Source organism: Chromobacterium sphagni, assembly GCF_001855575.1.
In the GTDB taxonomy this organism is placed as follows: domain Bacteria; phylum Pseudomonadota; class Gammaproteobacteria; order Burkholderiales; family Chromobacteriaceae; genus Chromobacterium; species Chromobacterium sphagni.
This window is the reverse complement of the sequence record NZ_MKCS01000001.1, coordinates 265,884-285,554: the sequence shown is the minus strand read 5'-3', so window position 1 is coordinate 285,554 and position 19,671 is coordinate 265,884. Positions and strand designations below refer to the sequence as shown.

At 64.8% G+C, this 19,671-nt stretch carries 22 protein-coding genes; 11 read left to right on the top strand and 11 right to left on the bottom strand.

Annotated elements, in window-relative coordinates; genetic code table 11:
- Positions 1-230: 230 nt before the first annotated feature.
- The 4 genes from BI347_RS01455 to BI347_RS01440 all read left to right on the top strand — a co-directional run bounded on the left by BI347_RS01455 (position 231) and on the right by BI347_RS01440 (position 3,034).
- The gene (locus BI347_RS01455) at positions 231-728 is read left to right on the top strand and encodes a YgjP-like metallopeptidase domain-containing protein (RefSeq protein WP_071111552.1); all 498 of its coding nucleotides are present in this window, start codon (positions 231-233) and stop codon (positions 726-728) included.
- Between the two features lie 108 nt (positions 729-836).
- Complete coding sequence (locus BI347_RS01450; protein WP_071115163.1) at positions 837-1,427, top strand: alpha/beta hydrolase; 591 nt, start codon at positions 837-839, stop codon at positions 1,425-1,427.
- A gap of 31 nt (positions 1,428-1,458) precedes the next feature.
- Positions 1,459-2,406 (top strand): substrate-binding domain-containing protein, encoded by a 948-nt coding sequence (locus BI347_RS01445; RefSeq protein ID WP_071115162.1) that lies wholly within the window; start codon positions 1,459-1,461, stop codon positions 2,404-2,406.
- Between the two features lie 85 nt (positions 2,407-2,491).
- Positions 2,492-3,034 (top strand): DUF2059 domain-containing protein, encoded by a 543-nt coding sequence (locus BI347_RS01440; RefSeq protein ID WP_071111555.1) that lies wholly within the window; start codon positions 2,492-2,494, stop codon positions 3,032-3,034.
- Position 3,035: 1 nt separating this feature from the next.
- Here BI347_RS01440 and BI347_RS01435 read toward each other — a convergent pair whose 3' ends face one another.
- Entirely contained in the window at positions 3,036-3,257 is a 222-nt protein-coding gene (locus BI347_RS01435) for a hypothetical protein (RefSeq protein ID WP_071111556.1), read from the bottom strand.
- Positions 3,258-3,366: 109 nt separating this feature from the next.
- Between BI347_RS01435 and BI347_RS01430 the strand changes: the two genes are divergently transcribed.
- The 3 genes from BI347_RS01430 (at position 3,367) to BI347_RS01420 (ending at position 5,714) form a co-directional block, all read left to right on the top strand.
- On the top strand, positions 3,367-4,185 hold the full coding sequence (locus tag BI347_RS01430; RefSeq protein ID WP_071115161.1) for a substrate-binding periplasmic protein: 819 nt from the start codon (positions 3,367-3,369) through the stop codon (positions 4,183-4,185).
- Between the two features lie 53 nt (positions 4,186-4,238).
- Positions 4,239-5,126: an NYN domain-containing protein gene (locus tag BI347_RS01425; protein WP_071115160.1), complete on the top strand. Its 888-nt coding sequence runs from the start codon at positions 4,239-4,241 to the stop codon at positions 5,124-5,126.
- 63 nt (positions 5,127-5,189) lie between these two features.
- Positions 5,190-5,714: a GNAT family N-acetyltransferase gene (locus BI347_RS01420; protein WP_071111559.1), complete on the top strand. Its 525-nt coding sequence runs from the start codon at positions 5,190-5,192 to the stop codon at positions 5,712-5,714.
- On the opposite strand, the gene BI347_RS01415 is transcribed toward BI347_RS01420, so the two are convergent.
- From BI347_RS01415 to BI347_RS01400, 4 genes are all read right to left on the bottom strand, one after another.
- Positions 5,701-6,978, bottom strand: a complete 1,278-nt coding sequence (locus tag BI347_RS01415) for a chloride channel protein (RefSeq protein WP_071115159.1) — start codon at positions 6,976-6,978, stop codon at positions 5,701-5,703. The genes BI347_RS01420 and BI347_RS01415 overlap by 14 nt on opposite strands.
- A gap of 173 nt (positions 6,979-7,151) precedes the next feature.
- On the bottom strand, positions 7,152-7,610 hold the full coding sequence (gene pyrI, locus BI347_RS01410; protein ID WP_043575102.1) for an aspartate carbamoyltransferase regulatory subunit: 459 nt from the start codon (positions 7,608-7,610) through the stop codon (positions 7,152-7,154).
- Positions 7,611-7,632: 22 nt separating this feature from the next.
- Positions 7,633-8,553, bottom strand: coding sequence for an aspartate carbamoyltransferase (pyrB, locus tag BI347_RS01405; protein WP_071111561.1), 921 nt, complete (start codon positions 8,551-8,553; stop codon positions 7,633-7,635).
- Positions 8,554-8,608: 55 nt separating this feature from the next.
- On the bottom strand, positions 8,609-8,986 hold the full coding sequence (locus tag BI347_RS01400) for a hypothetical protein (RefSeq protein ID WP_139167158.1): 378 nt from the start codon (positions 8,984-8,986) through the stop codon (positions 8,609-8,611).
- A 25-nt stretch (positions 8,987-9,011) separates the two neighbouring features.
- On the opposite strand from BI347_RS01400, the gene BI347_RS01395 reads away from it, so the two are divergent.
- The gene (locus tag BI347_RS01395) at positions 9,012-10,226 is read left to right on the top strand and encodes an HD-GYP domain-containing protein (protein WP_071111563.1); all 1,215 of its coding nucleotides are present in this window, start codon (positions 9,012-9,014) and stop codon (positions 10,224-10,226) included.
- Positions 10,227-10,242: 16 nt separating this feature from the next.
- On the opposite strand, the gene BI347_RS01390 is transcribed toward BI347_RS01395, so the two are convergent.
- On the bottom strand, positions 10,243-10,968 hold the full coding sequence (locus BI347_RS01390) for a 16S rRNA (uracil(1498)-N(3))-methyltransferase (protein WP_071111564.1): 726 nt from the start codon (positions 10,966-10,968) through the stop codon (positions 10,243-10,245).
- Positions 10,969-11,070: 102 nt separating this feature from the next.
- Here BI347_RS01390 and BI347_RS01385 point away from each other — a divergent pair, with 102 nt between their 5' ends.
- Positions 11,071-11,862 carry an inositol monophosphatase family protein gene (locus tag BI347_RS01385; RefSeq protein ID WP_071111565.1) on the top strand — a complete coding sequence of 264 codons (792 nt, stop codon included), beginning with the start codon at positions 11,071-11,073 and terminating at the stop codon, positions 11,860-11,862.
- 89 nt (positions 11,863-11,951) lie between these two features.
- Here the strand turns inward: BI347_RS01385 and BI347_RS01380 are convergent, their stop codons facing one another.
- From BI347_RS01380 to BI347_RS01370, 3 genes are all read right to left on the bottom strand, one after another.
- The gene (locus BI347_RS01380) at positions 11,952-13,286 is read right to left on the bottom strand and encodes an SGNH/GDSL hydrolase family protein (protein WP_083338621.1); all 1,335 of its coding nucleotides are present in this window, start codon (positions 13,284-13,286) and stop codon (positions 11,952-11,954) included.
- Between the two features lie 228 nt (positions 13,287-13,514).
- On the bottom strand, positions 13,515-14,528 hold the full coding sequence (locus BI347_RS01375) for a class I SAM-dependent rRNA methyltransferase (protein ID WP_071115157.1): 1,014 nt from the start codon (positions 14,526-14,528) through the stop codon (positions 13,515-13,517).
- 114 nt (positions 14,529-14,642) lie between these two features.
- Positions 14,643-15,995: an SGNH/GDSL hydrolase family protein gene (locus BI347_RS01370; protein WP_239690799.1), complete on the bottom strand. Its 1,353-nt coding sequence runs from the start codon at positions 15,993-15,995 to the stop codon at positions 14,643-14,645.
- A 250-nt stretch (positions 15,996-16,245) separates the two neighbouring features.
- Between BI347_RS01370 and BI347_RS01365 the strand changes: the two genes are divergently transcribed.
- Together BI347_RS01365 and BI347_RS01360 are read left to right on the top strand one after the other, a co-directional pair.
- Positions 16,246-17,121, top strand: coding sequence for an HD domain-containing phosphohydrolase (locus tag BI347_RS01365; RefSeq protein ID WP_071115156.1), 876 nt, complete (start codon positions 16,246-16,248; stop codon positions 17,119-17,121).
- Positions 17,122-17,218: 97 nt separating this feature from the next.
- On the top strand, positions 17,219-18,157 hold the full coding sequence (locus tag BI347_RS01360) for an alpha/beta hydrolase (protein ID WP_071115155.1): 939 nt from the start codon (positions 17,219-17,221) through the stop codon (positions 18,155-18,157).
- A 59-nt stretch (positions 18,158-18,216) separates the two neighbouring features.
- Here BI347_RS01360 and gmhA read toward each other — a convergent pair whose 3' ends face one another.
- Entirely contained in the window at positions 18,217-18,801 is a 585-nt protein-coding gene (gene gmhA / locus BI347_RS01355) for a D-sedoheptulose 7-phosphate isomerase (RefSeq protein WP_071115154.1), read from the bottom strand.
- 60 nt (positions 18,802-18,861) lie between these two features.
- Positions 18,862-19,623 carry a LexA family transcriptional regulator gene (locus tag BI347_RS01350; protein WP_071111569.1) on the bottom strand — a complete coding sequence of 254 codons (762 nt, stop codon included), beginning with the start codon at positions 19,621-19,623 and terminating at the stop codon, positions 18,862-18,864.
- Between the last annotated feature and the right edge of the window lie 48 nt (positions 19,624-19,671).

Here is a 19,671-nt window from a genome sequence, read left to right as displayed (position 1 = left end):
CGCGCCGGGCAGGCCGCTTTATCGTGAGTGTATCAACAGAACACTGCCGCCTGCCGCCTCTACCAAGCGCTGGGCGGCGTGCAGATTGAAAACATGGAAACCGACACGCCGGCCTGCTCCTGGGCCATGACGGTGCACAACGCATGGCATGGCGCGACCCGGCCCGCCTGCTCTGAAACCTGCTTGCTCGGCGACAACTCTGATCCGCGCCGCCGCATTACAATACACCCATGTCCACACTCAAATACCTGCTGCACTACCCGCCGGCCCTGGTGCAACAGGCCCAGGCGCTGCTGGACGCCGGCCAGTTGGGCCCGTGGCTGCGGCGCAAGTATCCCGACGCCAACGAAGTGCAGACCGACAAGGCGCTGTACCAGTTTGTCGCGGCCATCAAGCAACGCTACCTGAAGAACGCCCCGCTGCCGGCCAAGGTGCTGTACGACAACCAGCAACATCCGCTGAAAGGCACGCTGGGCACCAACACCCTGGTCTCGCGGGTGCAGGGCGGCAAGCTCAAGAGCAAAAGCGAAATCCGCATCGCCGCGCTGTTCCGCGAGCTGCCGCTGCCCTTCCTGCAGATGATCGTGGTGCACGAACTGGCGCACCTGAAGGAGCGCGACCACGACAAGGCCTTCTACCAACTGTGCTGCCACATGCTGCCCGACTACCACCAGCTGGAATTCGACCTGCGGCTGTGGCTGAGCTGGCGCGAGCTGGAAACAGCTTGAATCCCCGCGCTTTTATTATCCAAAAGAATAACAAAACAATTCCATATTATTTTTAATACTATTATCCCCGCGCTACAGTTCAGGCCATCCCCCTAGCGGAAGCCCGACATGTTCGCCTCGCTGCAGCCCTTCGACCTCATCATCCAGCCCGGCTGGAACAATTCCGGCCCCGGACATTGGCAAAGCCACTGGCAGCGACGGCTGGGCGCGCGCCGGGTGGACAACGCCGATTGGACGCAACCGCAGCTGGAAGACTGGCTGGACGGCCTGGATGACGCCCTGTCGCGCTGCCGCCGGCCAGCGCTGGTGATCGCCCACAGCCTGGGTTGCGTCACGGTGGCGCACTATGCCCAGCGTCATCCCGAGCGCATCGCTGGAGCGCTGCTGGTGGCGCCCGCCGATGTCGAACGGCCATTCGCGCCGGCCGAACTGATGAACTTCGCGCCGGTGCCGCGCCGGCCGCTGTCCTTCCCGGCCAGAATCATCGCCAGCAGCAACGACCCCTTCTGCAAAACCCCGCGCGCGGCGCGGCTGGCCGGCTACTGGCAAACGCCCATCACCTGGCTGCAGCACGCCGGCCATATCAATGTCGACTCCGGCCACAGCCAGTGGGAGGAAGGCTGGCCACTGCTGCGCCAACTGGCCGGCCGGGCGCTCAGCCGGCTGGAGTCGGCCGCCGCCGCGCCGACGATGGTCTAGACTGAAGCATTTCCGCCGCTACCGGTATGCCATGCGCGCCGCCCTCAACACGCTTCTCTACGGCTCCCTGCTGCTATGCAGCCCATCCGGTCTGGCGGCCGGCCCCGCCAGCATGGGCATCTTGGTCGGCGCGCTGGACAATCCCTTCTACCAGGCGCTGGCGCGCGGCGCGATACAGGCCGCCCACAGCCTGAATCCCACCGTGCAGGTCAGCTCGCTGTCCGCCAACTTCACGCTGTCGCGGCAGCAACAGCAGATGCGCCAGCTGATCGCGCAGAAAGTCGACCTGATCCTGCTGGGCGCGGTGGACAGCCGGGCCATCGCCCCGCAGGTGCGGCAAGCGCGCGCCGCCGGCATCACGGTGGTCGCTGTGGATGTGGACGCGCCGGAGGTGGACGGCACGGTGAAATCGGACAACCGCCAGGCCGGCGAGATCGCCTGCCGCTACCTGGCTCAGCAACTGGGGGGCAAAGGCGCGCTGCTGATTCAGGGCGGGCCGCCGGTCACCTCGGTCAGCGACCGCATCGCCGGCTGCCTGGCCGCCCTGGCCGCCTATCCCGGCATCCGCGTGCTGAACGACCAATCCAATGCCATGGGCTCCAGCCTGGGCGGCCAACGCGTGATGCAGCAGGATCTAAAACGCTACCCGCGCATCGACGCGGTGTTCGCCACCAACGACCGCCAAGCGCTGGGCGCCGAAAAGGCGCTGCGCGCCGGCGGGCGCCGCCGGACCATCATCGGCGCGGTGGACGGCTCGCCCGATATCGAGCACGCGTTGCGGCAACCGGGCCAGATCGTCGCCTCGGCCAGCCAGTCGCCCTATCTGATCGGCCGCGAAGCCGTGCTGCTGGGCCAGCGGCTGCGGCAGGGCGACATCGGCAAACGCCTGGTGACGGTGCCGGTCGTCCTGGTCTCCCGCGCCAACCTGTCCAGCTACCAAGGCTGGCAAAGCCGTCAGATTTCACCCGGAAAACGCTGAAAAACCGAAGTTTCCGCTTTGACCTGAGCGGTATGGGGTGTCACACTGCCGATCCGATATCTTTCACCAGATCAAAGGATTTGCCATGTTTGCTTCCCGCCCGCTCAAGGCCAGCCTCGCCGCCCTGCTGCTCACCCTGCCGCTGCTGGCGCATGCCGACGCCGCCCAGGATGCCGGAGCCAAGGAACTGGCCGCCACGCTCAACATCAACAACATGCTGCCCGCGCTGGTCGAACGGACTACCGCCAGCGGCCCGCTGCTGCTGCAGAACTACATCGGCAAGAACAAGATCCAGCTCAATGCCGCCCAGCAGAAAAAAGCCCAGGCCGGCCTGAAGGGCTATATGGACGGTATCCACAAGCTGGCTGCCGACTACTTCGGCTCGGCCGCCGTCAAGCAGCAGTTCGAGCAAACCGTGACGAAAAATATCAGCGCCCAGTTCAGCGCCGACGAGCTGAAGCAGATCAACGCCTTCTACAAGACCCCGGCCGGCCAGAAGCTGCTGAAACAGCAGCCGCAAATCGGCGACGCCATTGCCGGCGAGACGCTGAAGAACGCCGAAAAGACCCTGTTGCCCAAGATGGAGGCCGCGGCCGAAACCTACGGCAAGACCATCGCCAAGAAATAAGCTAATCCAGCATCAGGCTGAGCCGGCGCGCGCGCTCCAGCGCGGCGTCGGCCCCGGCCCACTCGTCCTGCCACACCCAGACCTGGCACTGCCGGTCCAGCATCTCCACCAGCCACAAGCCGCTGCCGCCCTGCAGCTCGACCCGCCGCGCCCGCACCGGCCGACGATAATTGAATACCACCATCTCGCTGGTTTTCGCTGGCGCCATCGCTTGCGTTTTCATGACTTTCCCCTGGCCGGTCGATTTATCCCCCATTACGCAAAAGCCGTGCCATCCGCCGGATCAGCCAGCGGCTATAACGGGTATATCGTCTCCTCACCAGCCTGATGCCATGCGGTTGTCCGATGCTTGCCACATCCTCTTCCTCCTGCTGCCGGCCTGGGCGGCGGCCGATGTCCAGACCGTCACCATCCTGACCGACAACGGCTACCCGCCTTATTCCTACGAGGCCGGCGGCCAGGCGCAAGGCATTTACAACGACATCCTGCGCGCCGCGGCCAGCCGGCTGCGCGGCTACCAGATCGAACTGAAGCCGGTGCCGTGGAAGCGCGGTCTAGCCGAAGTGGAGAATGGCCGCGCGCTGGCGCTGTCGCCGCCCTACTACCGTCCACGCGAACGGCCCTATATGCAGCCGTATTCTGTGCCGATGCTGAACGAGCAGGTGGTGGTCTACTGCCGGGCGGAAGTCCTGCAAACGCCGCGGAAACGCTGGCCGGACGACTACCGCGGCCTGCGCTTCGGCAACAACTCCGGCTTCCGCCCCGGCGGCGACGCGTTCTGGGCCCTGATCGGCCAGGGACAAATCAACCTGGAGGAGGCCGCCGACGCCCGCACCAACCTGCTCAAGCTCATCCGCGGCCATCTGGACTGCTACCTCAACGACAAGCTGGCAATCCAGCTGGAGCTGGCGCGGCTGCAGCAGCAGCGCCTCTACATCCCAGGCGCCCTGCAGGAGGCGGTCGGCGTGTCGGAGGAGCAGGGCTATGTCGGCTTCACCGACCGCGACCAGGGCCGCTTTCCCTACAAGCAGGATTTCGTCAGGCAGCTCAACCAGGTGCTGGGCGAAATGAAGCGCAACGGCCAGATAGACCGCATCCTCAACCGCGCGCTGGACGCCGCCCGCACGCAAGCGGTGCCGCCCTCTTTTTGACAGCGCTGGAAAGCCCGGCTTAGCATGTGCTGTCGCCTACCACGAAAGACGCAATGGAAAACCGCAAACTGGCGGTATTGATAGATGCCGACAATGCCCAGTCGGCGCTGATCGCCGAGTTGTTGGCCGAAGTAGCCAAATACGGCACCGCGGTCGTCAAGCGCGCCTACGGCGACTGGACCACCACCCAGCTCAAGGGCTGGAAGGAAGTGCTGCACCAGTACGCCATCTCGCCGATCCAGCAGTTCGCCTACACCAAGGGCAAGAATTCCACCGACTCGGCGCTGATCATCGACGCGATGGACCTGCTGTACACCGGCAATTTCGACGGTTTCTGCCTGGTGTCCTCCGACAGCGACTTCACCCGCCTGGCCACCCGGCTGCGCGAGGCCGGCCTGATGGTGATCGGCCTGGGCGAGCAGTCCAAGACTCCGCGCCCCTTCATCGCCGCCTGCGACAAATTCGTCTTCACCGAGATCCTGCGTCCGGCCCAGCCCGCCAAGGCCAAGCCGGAAGCGCCGTCCGACCGGCCCAAGGCCCGCGCCAGCCGCTCCCGCGCCAAGGTTCCGCCGCAGCGCGAGCGCCATCCGCTGCAGGACATGTTCACCTCGGCGATAGAGGCCGTGTCGCGCGACAGCGGCTGGGCCGAGCTGTCGGCGGTGGGCTCCTACCTGGCCAAGAACGATCCCTCGTTCGACCCGCGCAACTGGGGCCACAGCCGGCTGTCGCAAATGGTGAAGAAGCTGGATTTCCTGTCGGTGCAGGAAAACCGCAACGGCTCCAAGCTGCACAGCGAGATCCGCCTGAAACACGAGGCGGACCACGCCCAACAGGAGATCGCCGCGCCCGCGCCGGAAGCGGCGCCGCCGGCAGAAGAGCCGCCGCCCGCGCCGCTGCGCAAGAAGCGCAGCCCGCGCAAGAAGGCGACGCCCGCCGGCTGAAGCTGGTACGGTATTTGCTTCGGCCTTGACCCTAGGCCCAACGACCCGATGCAAGGACAGATCATGCAGATTCGTGATGCCAATTTGGAAGACCTGGCCGCGATCCTCGATATTTACAACGAAGTGATCGCCACCACCACTGCCGTCTACAACGACGATCCGCTGTCGGCCGGCGAGTTCGCGGTATGGTTCCAGGACCGCACCGCCGCCGGCTGCCCGGTGCTGCTGGCCGAGGAAAACGGCCGCGTGCTGGGCTTTTCCAGTTTCAGCGACTTCCGCCCGCGTCCCGGCTACCGCTTCACCGTGGAGCACAGCGTGCACCTGGCGGCCGATGCCCGCGGCAAGGGCATAGGCACCGCGCTGGTGCAGGCGCTGTTTCCGCGCGCCCAAGCGCTGGGCAAGCACACCATGCTGGGCGCGGTGGATGCGGACAATGAGGGCTCTATCCGCTTTCATGAGAAACTGGGCTTCGCGCAGGTGGGCAGGCTGCCCCAGGTGGGATTCAAGTTCGGTCGCTGGCTGGATCTGGTCTACCTGCAGCGCTTCATCGACGGCGACGCCAGCAGCGGCCCCGCTAGCGGCGCCTGAGCGCAGCCTCGTCCTGGTATAGCGCGCGGCCGCCCAGACGGCGGCCGATGCGCGCCGCCAACAACGCCGCCAAAGCCACCGGCGGCAGCATATGCCAGGCAGCGGTCAGTTCCATCAGCATCAGGATGGCCAGCAGGGGCGCCTGCGCGGTCGCAGCCAGAAAAGCCGCCATCCCCACCATTACCGCCCCGCCCAGCGGCAGCCAGCCGGGCAGCAGCAAGTTCAGCAGTTGCCCGGCCAGCGCGCCGCCGGCCGCGCCGGCGAACAGCATCGGCGTGAAAATGCCGCCAACCGCGCCGGAACCGCTGGTGGCAGCGGTGGCGCACAGCTTGCACAGCAGCAGGATCAGCACCAGTTGCCAGGCCGGCTCGGCCTGCAGCAGCCAGGACACCGTGCTGTAGCCGTTGCCCCACATCTGCGGCCAGAACCAGGCCAGGCCTCCCACCACCGCGCCGCCCAGCGCCATCCTGAGCGGCAGGCGCAGCGGCAGCCGGGCGAAGGCCGCGCGGCCCAACTCCATCCATTTCAGGAACAAGGGCGAGCAGGCGCCCAGGGCCAGCGCCAGCAGGCAGTAACCGGCCAGCGCCAGATGATCCGCCGCCGGCAAGGACGCGGGGCGGTACAGGGGTTGCAGGCCGAACAGGTGGTCTACCGTGAGACTGGCGGTCAACGCTGCCAGCAGCAGCGCCGGCAACGCGCGCCAGTCCAGCCGCCGCCACACCACCTCGCAGACGAACACCACCGCCGACAACGGCGCATGGTAGGCCGCCGCCCAGCCGGCGGCGATGCCGCAGGCCACCAGCAAGCGCCGGGCGGGGAGCGTCATCGGCACGAAACGGCTCAGCAGCGAGCCGCCCTGGGCCGACAGCGCCACCATCGCGCCTTCGCGACCGATGGAGCCGCCGGAGGCCACGGTGGCCAGCGAAGACAGGCTGTTGACCAGCGTGCGGCGCAAGGCCAGATGACCGTCGCCCACCCGCACTGCCTCCAGGTAGTCGCCGCTGGCCGAGCCGCGCAGCAGATGCCGCCCCTGCTCCAACCCCGCGCCGGCCAGCAGGCCACCCACCACCGGCGCCAGCGCCCGCTGCCAGGGCGGCAACTGGCGTGCGATGCCGACCAGGCTGCCGCTGTGTCCGGTCAGCAGATGCTCGATGCCGTGCAGCGCGCTCTGGAAGCACAGCACCAGCAATGCGCCCAGCATGCCGCAGGCGGCGGCCAGCAGTAGATTGAGGACATGGGGATGGCGCTTGGGCAAGGAGTGCATGGTGTGGATGGTCTTCTGCGCTGTCGCGGCAGCCTAGGTAAACAAGCCTAGCAGAGCCGGGCGTCGCAGCAAATGAAAAGCGCCGCAGTTGCCTGCGGCGCCTCTCCGTTTTACTGCCACTGTCGAACGCAGTGTTTTTCTTGATATATCTCTATTCTCACCCTTTGTACGACTCAGCGCACCTCTGCAACAATATCCCTACTGAACACCTTTTCGCAATACTTGCACTTCATTTTTGTGTCATGCGCCAGGGTTTTGACGTAGAAAAAGCTCGTCACTGGCTCATTATGCGAAATGCAATTGGAATTAGGGCAGGAGAAAATGCCTTCCACTGCGTCCGGCAGTGTCAATTTATGCTTTTTTACCACTTCGAAGTTGTCGATGACGTTCACTGTCGCCTTTGGTGCGAATAGCGCCAGCTCGTTGGCCTGCTCCTCGGTCAGCGCCACGTTCTCCACCTTGATGATGTCCTTGCTGCCCATGTGGCGGCTGACCAGGTTGAGGCCGACAGTGACGCGCTCGCCGGTTTCGGTGAGCTTGAACAGGCGCAGAATCTTCACGCCCTGCCCGGCCGGAATGTGGTCGATCACGGTGCCTTGCTTCAGCGCTTCTACGGTGCGGGTGTATTGCATGATCTTGTCCTTCCTTGCCTGATTAGACGGTTTCGTTCAGTACCAGCGACAACAGCGCCTGGCGCGCGAACACGCCGTTCTTGGCCTGCTCGAAATAATAGGCGTGCCGCGTGGCGTCGACGTCCACCGCGATCTCGTCCACCCGCGGCAGCGGGTGCAACACTTTCATGCCGGGGCGGGCATTCTTCAGCATCTCGGCGCGCAACGCGAACTTGCCCTGGATCTTCTTGAACTCGGCCTCGTCGAAGCGCTCGCGCTGCACGCGGGTCATGTACAGGATGTCCACTTCCGGGATCACCGCCTCCAGGCTGTCCACCACCGTGTATTCGACGCCCTTTTCGTCCAGCTCCTCGCAGATGTAGTCCGGCATCGCCAGCGCCTCCGGCGCCACGAAGTAGAAGCGCGCGCCGAACAGCGACAAGGCCTGCGCCAGCGAGTGCACGGTGCGCCCGTACTTGAGGTCGCCGGCGAAGGCCACCGACAGGCCCTGCAGCCGGCCTTGGGTCTCGCGAATGGTGAACAGGTCGAGCAGGGTCTGGGTGGGATGCTGGTTGGAGCCGTCGCCGCCGTTGATCACCGGCACCGCCGAGAATTCGCTGGCCAGCCGCGCCGCGCCCTCCTTGGGATGGCGCATCACCACCGCGTCGGTGTAAGAGCTGATGATCTTGATCGAATCGGCCAGCGTCTCGCCCTTCTTGGCGCTGGTATTGCCGCCGTCGGCGAAGCCGATGATATTGCCGCCCAGGCGCTGCACCGCGGTCTCGAACGACAGCCGGGTGCGGGTGGAGGGCTCGAAGAAGCAGCTGGCCACCAGCCGGCCCTGCAGCAGGTCGTTGCGCGGGTTCTGTTTCAGGCGACTGGCGGTATCCACCACCAGTTCCAGTTCTTCGCGGCTGAAGTCAGGGATGGAGATGATGTGTTTCCGGTACAGTGGATTGGCCATGGTCGCTTTCCTCATATTGGCAGGCTGGTGACGGACGAAAAAAAAGCCCCTGGCGTCAGGGGCTTTTTTTCTGGAATACGGGATCTTCGGGAACGGCGGCTCCGAACGGCAACGCCGCCACGCCACCCCTGCGGGTGCCGCTGTTGCCGTCGCGCTGTCGTGCTGCCTGGTTCATTACCGTGTTCCGAACAAAACTGCGGGAATATATCCCGATCCGCCCCTGCAGGGCAAGATGGCCGGCGCATGCTTTGCGAAAATATCCGCCTGTCCGGATCGGCCGGACCGGCGCGGCGGATTGGCCGCCCCCGGCGATCGTTCCTTGAAAATCCCCCGGCTGCGGCTGATGCTTGTAGAAAACCAGGCGTTGTTCCACCGCAATCCTCTTCGGCCTGAATGCCGCCAAGCTGCCTATCCGCCGGCTGGCTGGTTTCACTGCCGGGCTTTCCTGAATTAGCGTAATGATCAAGTGCATAGACGTCAGCGACCTCAAGGTCGGCATGTACATCCACGACCTCAATTGCGACTGGATGTCCCATCCTTTTCTGGTGAACCGGTTTCTGGTCGGCAACGAAGGCGAAATAGAGAAGATAGTCGACGCCGGCATCCACGAAGTCTACATCGATACCCGCAAGGGGCTGGACCTGCCATCGGCCCCCACCGAAGGCGAGGTGCGCAAGCAGCTTGAAAACGAACTGCGCGAAATCGCCAGCCGGAAAACCATCGCCCCGCGCCAGGTGGAAGCCGGCGAGGAATTCGGCCGCGCCCAGCTGATCCACAGCGAGGCCAACCAGATCGTGCGCGACATCCTGCAGGATGTGCGACTGGGCAAGCAGATGGTGCTGGATCAGGTGGAGCCGCAGGTGGAAAAGCTCACCGGCTCGATCCTGCGCAACGGCGGCGCGCTGCTGTCGCTGTGCCGGATCAAGGACAAGGACAACTACACCTTCCAGCACTCGGTCAGCGTCGGCGCGCTGATGGTCAGCTTCTGCAACGCGATGGGCATGAGCAAGGAAGTGATACACCATGCCGGCATCGGCGGCATGCTGCACGACATCGGCAAGATGAAGGTGCCGGACACCATCCTCAACAAGCCGGGCAAGCTGACCGAGCAGGAATTCGCGGTGATGAAATGCCATGTGGTGGAAAGCAAGCAGATATTACTGGCCACCCAGGGCATCTCGGAAACCGCGGTGCTGGTGGCGGCGCAGCACCACGAGCGCCACGACGGCAGCGGCTACCCCGCCGGCCTGAAGGGCGAGGAAATCTCGCAACTGGGACAGATGGCCGCCATCGTCGACGTCTACGACGCCCTCACCTCCAACCGCTGCTATCACAAAGGCATGCCTCCCACCGACGCGCTGCGCAAGATCTACGAGTGGTCGAAATTCCACTTCAACCCCGAACTGGTGCAGGCCTTCATGCGCGCCATCGGCATCTATCCGATCGGCACCCTGGTGCGGCTGGAAAGCGGCCGGCTGGGCGTGGTGATCGAGCAGAACGAGAACAATCTGATCGCGCCCAAGGTGAAGGTGTTCTTCAGCATCAAGAGCAATAGCTACATTCCGCCCGAGGTGGTCGATCTGTCGCGGCGGATGGGGCATGGCGGCGGCGACAAGATCGTCAAACACGAGGTGCCGGAGAAATGGAAGATCGACCCGCTGCGCTTTCTGTAAGACGTGGTGCGACGCCCTACCGGTAGTCCCCCCATACCGCCTGCATCGCCGCCACCGCCGCCAGCGCGGCGGTTTCGGTGCGCAGGATGCGCGGCCCCAACCTCAGCGGCGTCCAGCCGGCAGCCAACGCAGCATCCTCCTCCAGGCCGGAAAAACCGCCCTCCGGGCCCACCATCAGCCAGCTGCGGACCGGCTTCGCCGACAATTCGGCCAGACTCCGGTCGCCGCGCGGCGACAGGATCAGCCGGATGTCGACCTGCTGCGGCTGCGCCAGCCACTCATTCAGCGTCAGAATGGGCAACACCTGCGGAATGGTGTTGCGCCCGCTCTGCTCGCAGGCGGAGATGACGATCTCCTGCCAGCGCGCCACCCGCTTGTCGGCGCGCTCGCCGGACAGCTTCACCACCGAACGGCCGGCGGCCAGCGGCTGGAATTGGCTGACGCCCATCTCCACGCCTTTCTGCAGCGTGAACTCCATCTTGTCGCCGCTGGAAATCCCCTGGGCCAGCCCCAGCCACAACGGCGTTTCACGTGAAACCTGGTCGCAGTGCTCGATCAGACACTGGGCGTCGCGCTTCTGCACCGAGTTGAGGGTGGCCTGGTACTCGCCGCCCTTGCCGTTGAACAAGGTGATGGCGTCGCCGGCATTCAGCCGCAATACTTGGACATGACGCACCACAGCATCGGGTAGGGACAGTTGCTGGCCGACCTGGAGATCGGCATCTAAATAAAACCTTGGCATCGGATATTGAAAGTCGCTGTTGATACCGGTATTTTGCTAGGTTTGCTCCATTCGGCAAACCGCTTTTGCGTCGCGACGACGCAAACCCGCAGGAGAAACAGGATGCAGGTGCTCGAACAGGTTATGCAGCTGGTGCGCGAAGTGGCCGCCCGCGAGGTGATGCCGCGCTTTTTGCACGTCGGCAAAAGCCGCAAGGAAGACGGCACCCTGTTCACCGAGGCCGACCTCGCCTGCCAGCAGGCGCTGCAGCGCAGCCTGCCGGAAATCCTGCCGCACCCGGTGCTAGGCGAGGAAATGGACCGCGAAGAGCAGGACGCGCTGTGGTCGGCCAACGCCGGCGGCCTGTGGGTGGTGGACCCGATAGACGGCACCACCAACTTCGTCAACGGCCTGCCGTATTTCGCCATTTCGGTGGGATTGATGGTGGATGGCAAGAGCGAGCTGGGCGTGATCTACAACCCGGTGTCGGACGAAATGTTCTACGCCCGCCGCGGACTGGGCGCCTGGATGAACGGCCGCCGCCTGCCACTGAAGACCATACACAACTGCATAGGCGACGCCATCGCCAGCGTCGAGGTGAAATACCTGCGCTCCGGCAAGCTGGCCGCCCGCCTGGGCAGCCTGGCGCCGTGCGGCAGCCAGCGCAATATGGGCTCCAGCACCCTGGACTGGTGCTTCCTCGCCGCCGGCCGCTACGACCTCTACCTGCACGGCGGCCAGCGCCTGTGGGACTACGCCGCCGGCGCGGTGATCCTGGAAGAGGCCGGCGGCCGCATCGCCAGCCTGAACAGCGACGACTACTGGAGCGACGTGGTGTGGAAGCGCTCGGTGATCGCGGCCATCACCCCGGAGCTGTTCGGCCAGTGGCACCGCTGGGTGCGCGCCAACCAATAAACCCGGCCATGGCGGCTTGGCAAAAAGGAACGGGGCCCATTCTGGCCCCATTCCATTGACCGACTGCGGCCATGCCGCCCACCCGGCACTTAGCGTTTGCGCGCCATCGCCGGCAGGGCGTAGCCCTGGCCGCGGACGAAATCGGCGACGAACTGTCCCAGCAGCAGATGAGTGTGGCTGGTCGGGTGCAGATTGTCCCAGAACACGAAAGCGTCGGCGTTGGCGCACTCCGCCCGCGGCGTCTGCACCGAGATGTAAGGCAGGCTGGCGTTGGCCGCCACGTTCAGGCATGGCAGCGTGGCATTGCCCACCTGGTACTTGGCCGGATTGCCCAGCAGGTCGTTGAACATCGAGTAGGCGTCGAACAGCTTGAGCTTGAGGCTGGCGCCGTGCTTCTGCTGCAGGGACGACACCAGCAGCGCCAGCTTGGCGTTGTAAGCCTTCACCTGCTGCGCCAGTTGCGCCGTCTTGCCGCCGGCGCCGCCGGACGGCGTGCGCGACAAGTCGGGCAGGTTCAGCACCACGATATTGCGCCCGCCGTTGGCTATCACCTGCTCCAGCGCCTTGCCCTGATCGGCGATCACCTGCTCCACGCTGCGGCCGTAGTTCAGCAGGTCGTTGCCGCCGATCAGCATGGTGAACAGCGTGTTCTCCGGCCGGTAGCCTGACGCCTTCTGCATGTACTGCCGCCACGACTCCACCTGCTGCAACAGGCCCGGCACCACCAGATGCTGATCGGCGGCAGAGCCGCCTATCGCCCAGTTATAGAGCGGCAGCCTGAGCTGCTGGGCCAGATACTCCACCCATACCGGACCGTTGCTGAAGCGGCCGAGATACCAGCTCTTGGCGGTGGGCAGCTTCCATTGCGTGGCGCCGTACATGTTCTGGGTGTCGGACAGGCTGTCGCCGAACACGATCAGCCTATTGATGCCATTGCCCTGGCTGGCGCCGTCCAGCGTCCAGATAGTGTGGTTGTACGACATGGCGTTGTTGGCGGCGGCGAACAGCGCCAGCGGCCGGTTGACGCCCTGCTTGGCCAGCGTCTGCTGGCACGCCGCGCGCAGCGCATCCTGGCTGACATCGCTGTAGAACATGTTCTTCAACGCGACGAAGCTGCCCGACCACCAGTAGCCGTTGACGCGGTAGTAGTCGCCGCTGCCGGAGTCGGTAGCCCAGACATAGCTGGTCTGCGGCTGGTTGGCCGCCGGACTCTGCCGGTAGTAGCAGCGCAGGTAGGTGTAGGTGGCGCTGCCCGGCTGCGGCTTGGCCTGGCCGGCGGCGGCGCGCGCCTCGCTGTCGGAAAGCGGTTTGCCGGCCGACAGCACCCCGTCCAGCTCGTCGCTGGGAGCTTGTTCGGTCTGCGCCTGAGCCTGGCCTGCGGCCAGCAGCCCGGCCAGCAGGGACAAAACTATGGTCGTTTTCATGCGTTCACCCGATACCTTGATTGTTATTCGTCCGACACTCTCTATCGCCATGCAATGACAAACGCCGCGCATGGCTCGGAGTGCTTGCCAATCAGCATACCAAGCAAATATATTTAAAATGAATTGTAAATTTTAAACAAACCTCCCCGCCCCTCCTGTAGCCGCCCGCGCCCGCCCCATAAAAAAAACCGCTGCGGCGGCAGCGGTTTTTGCTAATGAGAATGAGACTCAAACGTGCAGCAGCGCTATCTTCAGCGGGTGTTTGCCGTCGGCGCTGGGGAAGTCGGCATCGGGCACGATCCACTCTGCGGACCTCACTTCGCGGCCGGCTTTGGCGGCGCTGCGCTTCAGCGAATCCAGCCAGGCTTCGGCATCCACTTCTGCAACATTATTGCAACAAACCAGCATACCGCCGACCGCGGTGGTCAGCAAGGCCGGCTTGAACAGCGCCTGGTAGTCGTTGACCAGGTCCACCACGCCGAACGGGCTCTTGGAGTAGCGCGGCGGGTCGAGGAACACCAGATCGAACTGGCGCGCCTCCAGCTTGGGGAAGGGCGGCATCTTCTTGCCGCGCACCCGCTCCGCCTGGCCGATGCCGGACAGCTGGCGCACCGCGGCGAACACATCGCTGTGCAGGCAGCGCGGGCGGGTGGTCACCAGATTAAGCTTGGCGTTGGCGCGGCCCACGCTGAGGCTGGACTCGGCGAAGTCGACGTTCAGCACGAAGCTGGCGCCGGCCTTGGCCGCCGCCACGCCGACGCCGCAGGTATAGGAAAACAGATTGAGCACGCTCTTGCCGGCGGCCAGCTGCATCACGCGGCGGCGCGCGGCGCGCAGGTCGAGGAACAGCCAGGGGTCCTGCCCCTTGTGGCGCGCCTGGTAGAGGAAGGCCACGCCGTTTTCGCGGATGGTGACATCCTGCTCGGCCAGCGCCTGCTCGGCCAGCGGCAGCGCGTTGCGCACGCGCGAATTGGCTTCGCTGCGGTCGTTGTAGATCAACGCCAGCTCCGGCAGCGTCTCCCGATAGTAGGCGCGGACTTCCGCCAGCTCTTCCTCGCTCAGCGGCTTGTGGAAGCTCTGCACCAGGATCTGTTCGCCGTAACGGTCTATGGTGAGGCCGGACACGCCTTCCACGCTGCCGTGAAACAGCCGGTAGCAGTTGGTGTCTTCGGCGGCCAGGCGCTCTAGCAATTCGGTGCGCGCCGCGCTGGCGCGGCTGAGGAGTTCGGTCAGGGTGGACATGGGGACTTTCGGTTCGGTTCCAGGCCGGGCCGCGGGACACGCGCGCGGCCGGTAAAAACCGGATTGTAAGCCCTGCGGGGCGGCGCACCAAGCGCGCCGCCCCGCGTCACTGCCTCAGCGCCGCTTCTTCAAGGCCGGCAGCGCGCTGCCGGACGCGTTCAGGAAGTCGGCCACCGCATTGCCCAGCAGCTGATGGGTATGGGTGGTCGGGTGCAGCGTGTCCCAGAACACGAAGCTGTCGGCGTTGCCGCAATTGCTGCGCGGCGACTGGCTCTGCATGTAGTTGAGCGCAGAATCGGTGTTGATGTTGAGGCAGGACTGGGTGGTATTGCTCACCTGGTACTTGGCCGGATTGGTCAGCAGATCGTTGAACAGCGCGTAGCTGTCGAACACGCGGATGTTCACCCCGTACTGTTGCTGCAGCGAGGCCGCCAGCGCATCCAGCTGCTGGTTGTAATCCACCACCTGGGCCGCCACCGTCGCCGCCCCTCCCTTGATCTGGTACACCGGCGCGTGCGACACGTCAGGCAGCTTCAGCAGCAGGATGTTGCGGGCGCCGGCGTTGATCAGGCTGGTCAGCGCCTGCTGCTCGCCTGCGATCACCTGGTTCGGGGTGCTGCCGTAGTTGACCAGGTCGTTGCCGCCTATCAGCACCGTGAACAGCGTGGTGGCCGGATTGTAGTTGGGCGCCTGCTGCATGTACTGCTGCCAGGACTGCACCTGCTGCACCACGCCCGGAATCACCAGCTTCTGCGTGCTGACGCCGGCGCCGCCTATCGCCCAGTTGTACAAGGGCAGCTGCAGCCGCGACGCCAGGTATTCCACCCACACCGGACCATTGCTGAAATGGCCGATATACCAGCTGTTGCGGTTGGGCAGCGTCCACTGCGAGGCGTTGTAGACGTTCTGGTTGTCGGACAGGCTGTCGCCGAAGGCGATGATCTTGTTGATGCCGCTGCCCTGCCCGGCGGCGTCGTTGCTCCACACCGTGTAGTTGAACGACATGGCGTTGTCGGCGGCGAACACCATCGCCGGCGCCTGGTTGATGCCCTTGCCGGTCAGCGTGCTCTGGCAGATGGCGCGCAGCGCGTCCTGGCTGACGTCGCTGTAGAACATGTTCTTCCAGTCCAGAATGCTGCTGGACCACCAGTGGCCGTTCAGGCGGTAGTAGTCGCCGCTGGACGGATCCAGCGCCCAGGCGTAGTCGGTGGTCGGCTGGGTATTGCCACTGCCGGTGCGGTAATAGCAGCGCAGATAAGTGTAGGTGGCAGGTCCCGGCGTGGCGGCGGCGCTGAGGCGGGCGGCGCTGTTCGCGGTCTTGGGCAGGCCCTGCTTCAGCAATTGCGCCCGGCTCAAGGGGCCGGCCGGCGACAGGATATGGCCGTAGCGCGGGTCCGGCTGATCGGTTTCAGTGCCGGCCAGGGCCAGCGAGGACAGGGTCAATCCCAGCAGCAACCATGATTTCATGTGTTCTCCTCCTGATGTGTGTAATGGAACCGCCGCGCGTCCGACTAATGACACGCAAGGCCAACATTAGGAAAAGAATATGAAATTTGTATATGGCAAATCATGACTTTGCGGTAAAAATTAGATTAAACGCTCGATTTATTGTCGCGTTGTCGCCAGCGCAGCACGCCGGCTCCGCCCGGCGCGCGCTTTGTCTTGCATATGCCATATTGAAAAGGCAGCCCACCCGCCACCCGCCTGCGAGGACGCCATGCAACCCAGCCGCGAACTGCTGAAAACCCTTTACACCATGGCCATGCTGGTCGAGGCCCGCGACGCTTACACCGGCGGCCACCTGTGGCGCGTCTCGCGCTACAGCTATCTGCTGGCCGAAGACCTGCAGCTGCCGCGGCCGGAAGTGGAACGCATCGCGCTGGGCGGTTTCCTGCACGACCTGGGCAAGATAGGCGTGCCTGACGCGGTGCTGAACAAGCCGGACAAGCTCAGCGACGAAGAGTACGCAGTGATCAAGACCCACCCCCGGGTGGGCGCCGAGCTGCTGCAAGGCCATCCGCTGGCGGAACTGGTGATCGACGCCGTGCTCAGCCACCATGAAACTCCGGACGGCACCGGCTATCCGCAGCGGCTGGCCGGCAAGGCCATCCCGCTGGCGGCGCGCATCGTCGGCATCACCGACGCCTTCGACGCGATGACCAGCAGCCGCCCCTACCGCAAGGGCATGCCGGCGGAGCAGGCGCTGGCGATACTGCAGGACAGGCTGGGCAGCCAGTTCGACCAGGAGCTGGGCAGCCGCTTCGTCCAGCTTGGCCGCAGCGGCCGGCTGGATCACGTGCTGGGCCACAGCGAGCCCGGCGTCCCGATGCAGAGCTGCGCCGCCTGCGGCCCCATCATCGCGGTGCCGGGCAGCGCGGCGGACGGCGACGAGATCTTCTGCCCCAGCTGCGCCGGCGGCTACCGGCTGCGCCGCGCCGGCGGCCAGCTGTCGCTGACGCCCACCGGCCGCAGCGATCCGGTCAAAGCCAAACAACCGCACGCCGACAGCGGCCTGATCGATCATCTGCTGCAAGACAGCCGGCAGTTGCGCGGCCGCAGCAAGCCCGGCTTGCTGGACCTGTTGTTCGGCTGAGCGGCCTCCCGATTCAGGTCATGATATTTGCCGTAACGATGTCGATGGTATAGATTGAAAGTATCCCGCTACGCGGCTGCATCAGCAGAGGCAGACCATGAACCGACTCCATCCCAGCCTGCGGCCCTGGTTGGCCGATTTCAACCGCATCGCCCAGCAGAAGCTCGACGCCGGCTACAAGGCCACTGCCATCGGCGCGCGCGAGGCGCTGGCCGAGTTCACCCGCCAGATGTTGCCGACCGCCCCTGACATCGCCTGGGTCAACGACGATCTGGTCCCCGGCGGCGACTACGCCGTGCCGGTGCGCATCTATCACCCCGAACCGCAGCAAGCGCTGCCGGTGCTGCTGTTCCTGCACGGCGGCGGCCATATGGCCGGCAGCGTAAGCGTCTACGATCCGATCAGCCGCCGGCTGGCCGCCGCCAGCCGGCACATCGTGGTGGCGGTGGAATACCGGCTGGCGCCGGAAAATCCCTATCCGGCCGGCCTGAACGATGCCGCGAACGCGGCCAAAAGAATATGGGAAGTGCTGGATGCGCGCCGGCTGCCCTATGCCAGGCGCCTGGCGCTGGCCGGCGACTCCGCCGGCGGGGCGCTATGCGCCAGCCTCAGCGGTTGGGCGCAATCCGACGCTTCGCTGTCGATAGAGCGCCAGGTGTTGATCTACCCCTGCGTCGATTACACGCTGACCCAACCGTCGGTGGCGCAAAACGGCGATGGCTATTTCCTGACCAGAAGCCGGGCGGCCTGGTATTTCGACCAGTATTTCCAGCACGCGGAAGACCGCCGCCAGGCGTCGCCGCTGTATTGGGGATTCAGCGCGCGGCTGCCGCCGACGCTGGTGATCACCGCCGGCCTGGACCCCTTGCGCGACGAAGGCCGCCTGTACGCCGAGCGCCTGTCGGCCGCCGGCGTGGCGGTGGAGCAGCTGCAACTGGACGATCAGACGCACGCCTTCCTGAACATGGAAGCGCTGGTGCCGGAAGTCTGCGCGCTGGCCTACCGCCGCATCGCCGACTTCCTCAACGCCGGCTGAGCCGGCGGCTGTGACGCGCGTCAGCTTCATGCCGCCGCGCGGGGCCGGGCATCATCGCCTCAATAGTTCTCAGGGAAGAAGTGGCGCTCGGTCAGTTCGATCAGGATGTGCAACACCTTGATGTGCAGCTCCTGCACGCGGTCGGCGTATTGCCCGCCCGGGGTGTTGACGTAGACATCCGCCAGCGGCTCCAGCTTGCTGCCGGCGCGACCGGTGAGAATGATCACTTTCACGCCCAGTTCGCGCGCGGTTTCCGCGGCGCGGATGATATTGCGGCTATTGCCGCTGGTGCTCAGGCCCAGCAGCACATCGCCGGCGCGGGCATGGCTTTCCAGATAGCGGGCGAAGATCTCGTCGTAGCCGTAGTCGTTGCCGACGCAGCTGATGTGACTGGGGTCGCTGATGGCGATGGCGGCCATGCCGCGGCGGTTATTGCGGTAGCGGCCGGTCAATTCCTCGGCGAAGTGCATCGCGTCGCACATCGAACCGCCGTTGCCGCAGGAAAACACCCGTCCGCCGGCCTCAAGCGCGGCGATGATGGTTGCGCCCGCGGCTTCTATGCTGCCCAGGGCATCGGGATTGGCCAGCAGGTTGTCGAGCGCCGTCTTGGCCTCGCTCAGGCTGGCGTGGATATGTGATTTCATCTCGGGTGCAGTCTCCATTGTCAGCATGTCAGTTTACTTCATCGGCTGGCGCGGCGGCGCTCAGGCGATCTGCCGGCCAAACCACACCACCCGGCCTATCACCTCGAACTCGCCCGATGTCCGCGCCAGATCCACAGTAAAAGTCTCATATAGGGGATTGGCGCTCTTCACTTGCAGCGCGCCCCCGGGCAGCCGCTGCAGCTGCTTGACGAAGATGTCGTCGCCGATGCGGATCACGAACAGGCCTTCGCCGGGATTGCGTTCGACAGTATTGATCAGGATGGTGTCCCTATCCTCCAACACGCCGCTCATGCTGTCGCCCTTGACGCTGATCACCGCCAAGTCCCTGGGCGACGCGTTCAAATAGTTCTTCACCCAGTAGCGACGGAAGGCCATATAGAACATCGGCTGCTCGCCCGCGGCACTGGTTCCAAATCCCGCCGACGCTCTCAGGTTATACCGCGGAATGAAACAGAACTCCTCGTGCACGCCCTCGGGTACGAAATGCTCGTCGCCCGCCAAGCGCAAGGGCTCGGGCGGATGTTCGGCCGCTTCGCGCGCAGGCGGCTCGGCCATCTCGGCCGCGACGCCCCCCTCCTCCTGCATGAGGCCTTCGCCGTACAACAGCCATTCCAGCCGGCAGCCGCTGCTGCAGGCTATCTTTTCCGCCGTCGCCGTCCGCGGCACGCCGCCCTTGTACCACATATTGGTGAAGGACCCTTTGTTGATGCCCATGCGGGCTGCCCAAGCATAGGGTTTTTCTGCGCCGATCAGCAGCTCCAGACGCTGCCGAAAGTCGGACTGCTGCAGGGAATTTTCCATTTAGAACTCCATCAGTAATCAAGTACGACTGGAACTCCCCTCCAGAGT

Bases quoted from the DNA above. Each gene is read 5' to 3' on its own strand.
- BI347_RS01435 (WP_071111556.1), bottom strand. From the start codon at position 3,257: ATGAAAACGCAAGCGATGGCGCCAGCGAAAACCAGCGAGATGGTGGTA.
- BI347_RS01360 (WP_071115155.1), top strand. From the start codon at position 17,219: ATGAACCGACTCCATCCCAGCCTGCGGCCCTGGTTGGCCGATTTCAAC.
- BI347_RS01385 (WP_071111565.1), top strand. From the start codon at position 11,071: ATGCAGGTGCTCGAACAGGTTATGCAGCTGGTGCGCGAAGTGGCCGCC.
- BI347_RS01380 (WP_083338621.1), bottom strand. From the start codon at position 13,286: ATGAAAACGACCATAGTTTTGTCCCTGCTGGCCGGGCTGCTGGCCGCA.
- BI347_RS01370 (WP_239690799.1), bottom strand. From the start codon at position 15,995: ATGAAATCATGGTTGCTGCTGGGATTGACCCTGTCCTCGCTGGCCCTG.
- BI347_RS01415 (WP_071115159.1), bottom strand. From the start codon at position 6,978: ATGCACTCCTTGCCCAAGCGCCATCCCCATGTCCTCAATCTACTGCTG.
- BI347_RS01440 (WP_071111555.1), top strand. From the start codon at position 2,492: ATGTTTGCTTCCCGCCCGCTCAAGGCCAGCCTCGCCGCCCTGCTGCTC.
- BI347_RS01425 (WP_071115160.1), top strand. From the start codon at position 4,239: ATGGAAAACCGCAAACTGGCGGTATTGATAGATGCCGACAATGCCCAG.
- BI347_RS01375 (WP_071115157.1), bottom strand. From the start codon at position 14,528: ATGTCCACCCTGACCGAACTCCTCAGCCGCGCCAGCGCGGCGCGCACC.
- BI347_RS01445 (WP_071115162.1), top strand. From the start codon at position 1,459: ATGCGCGCCGCCCTCAACACGCTTCTCTACGGCTCCCTGCTGCTATGC.
- BI347_RS01455 (WP_071111552.1), top strand. From the start codon at position 231: ATGTCCACACTCAAATACCTGCTGCACTACCCGCCGGCCCTGGTGCAA.
- BI347_RS01395 (WP_071111563.1), top strand. From the start codon at position 9,012: ATGATCAAGTGCATAGACGTCAGCGACCTCAAGGTCGGCATGTACATC.
- BI347_RS01390 (WP_071111564.1), bottom strand. From the start codon at position 10,968: ATGCCAAGGTTTTATTTAGATGCCGATCTCCAGGTCGGCCAGCAACTG.
- BI347_RS01430 (WP_071115161.1), top strand. From the start codon at position 3,367: ATGCGGTTGTCCGATGCTTGCCACATCCTCTTCCTCCTGCTGCCGGCC.
- BI347_RS01365 (WP_071115156.1), top strand. From the start codon at position 16,246: ATGCAACCCAGCCGCGAACTGCTGAAAACCCTTTACACCATGGCCATG.
- BI347_RS01420 (WP_071111559.1), top strand. From the start codon at position 5,190: ATGCAGATTCGTGATGCCAATTTGGAAGACCTGGCCGCGATCCTCGAT.
- gmhA (WP_071115154.1), bottom strand. From the start codon at position 18,801: ATGAAATCACATATCCACGCCAGCCTGAGCGAGGCCAAGACGGCGCTC.
- BI347_RS01350 (WP_071111569.1), bottom strand. From the start codon at position 19,623: ATGGAAAATTCCCTGCAGCAGTCCGACTTTCGGCAGCGTCTGGAGCTG.
- pyrB (WP_071111561.1), bottom strand. From the start codon at position 8,553: ATGGCCAATCCACTGTACCGGAAACACATCATCTCCATCCCTGACTTC.
- BI347_RS01450 (WP_071115163.1), top strand. From the start codon at position 837: ATGTTCGCCTCGCTGCAGCCCTTCGACCTCATCATCCAGCCCGGCTGG.
- pyrI (WP_043575102.1), bottom strand. From the start codon at position 7,610: ATGCAATACACCCGCACCGTAGAAGCGCTGAAGCAAGGCACCGTGATC.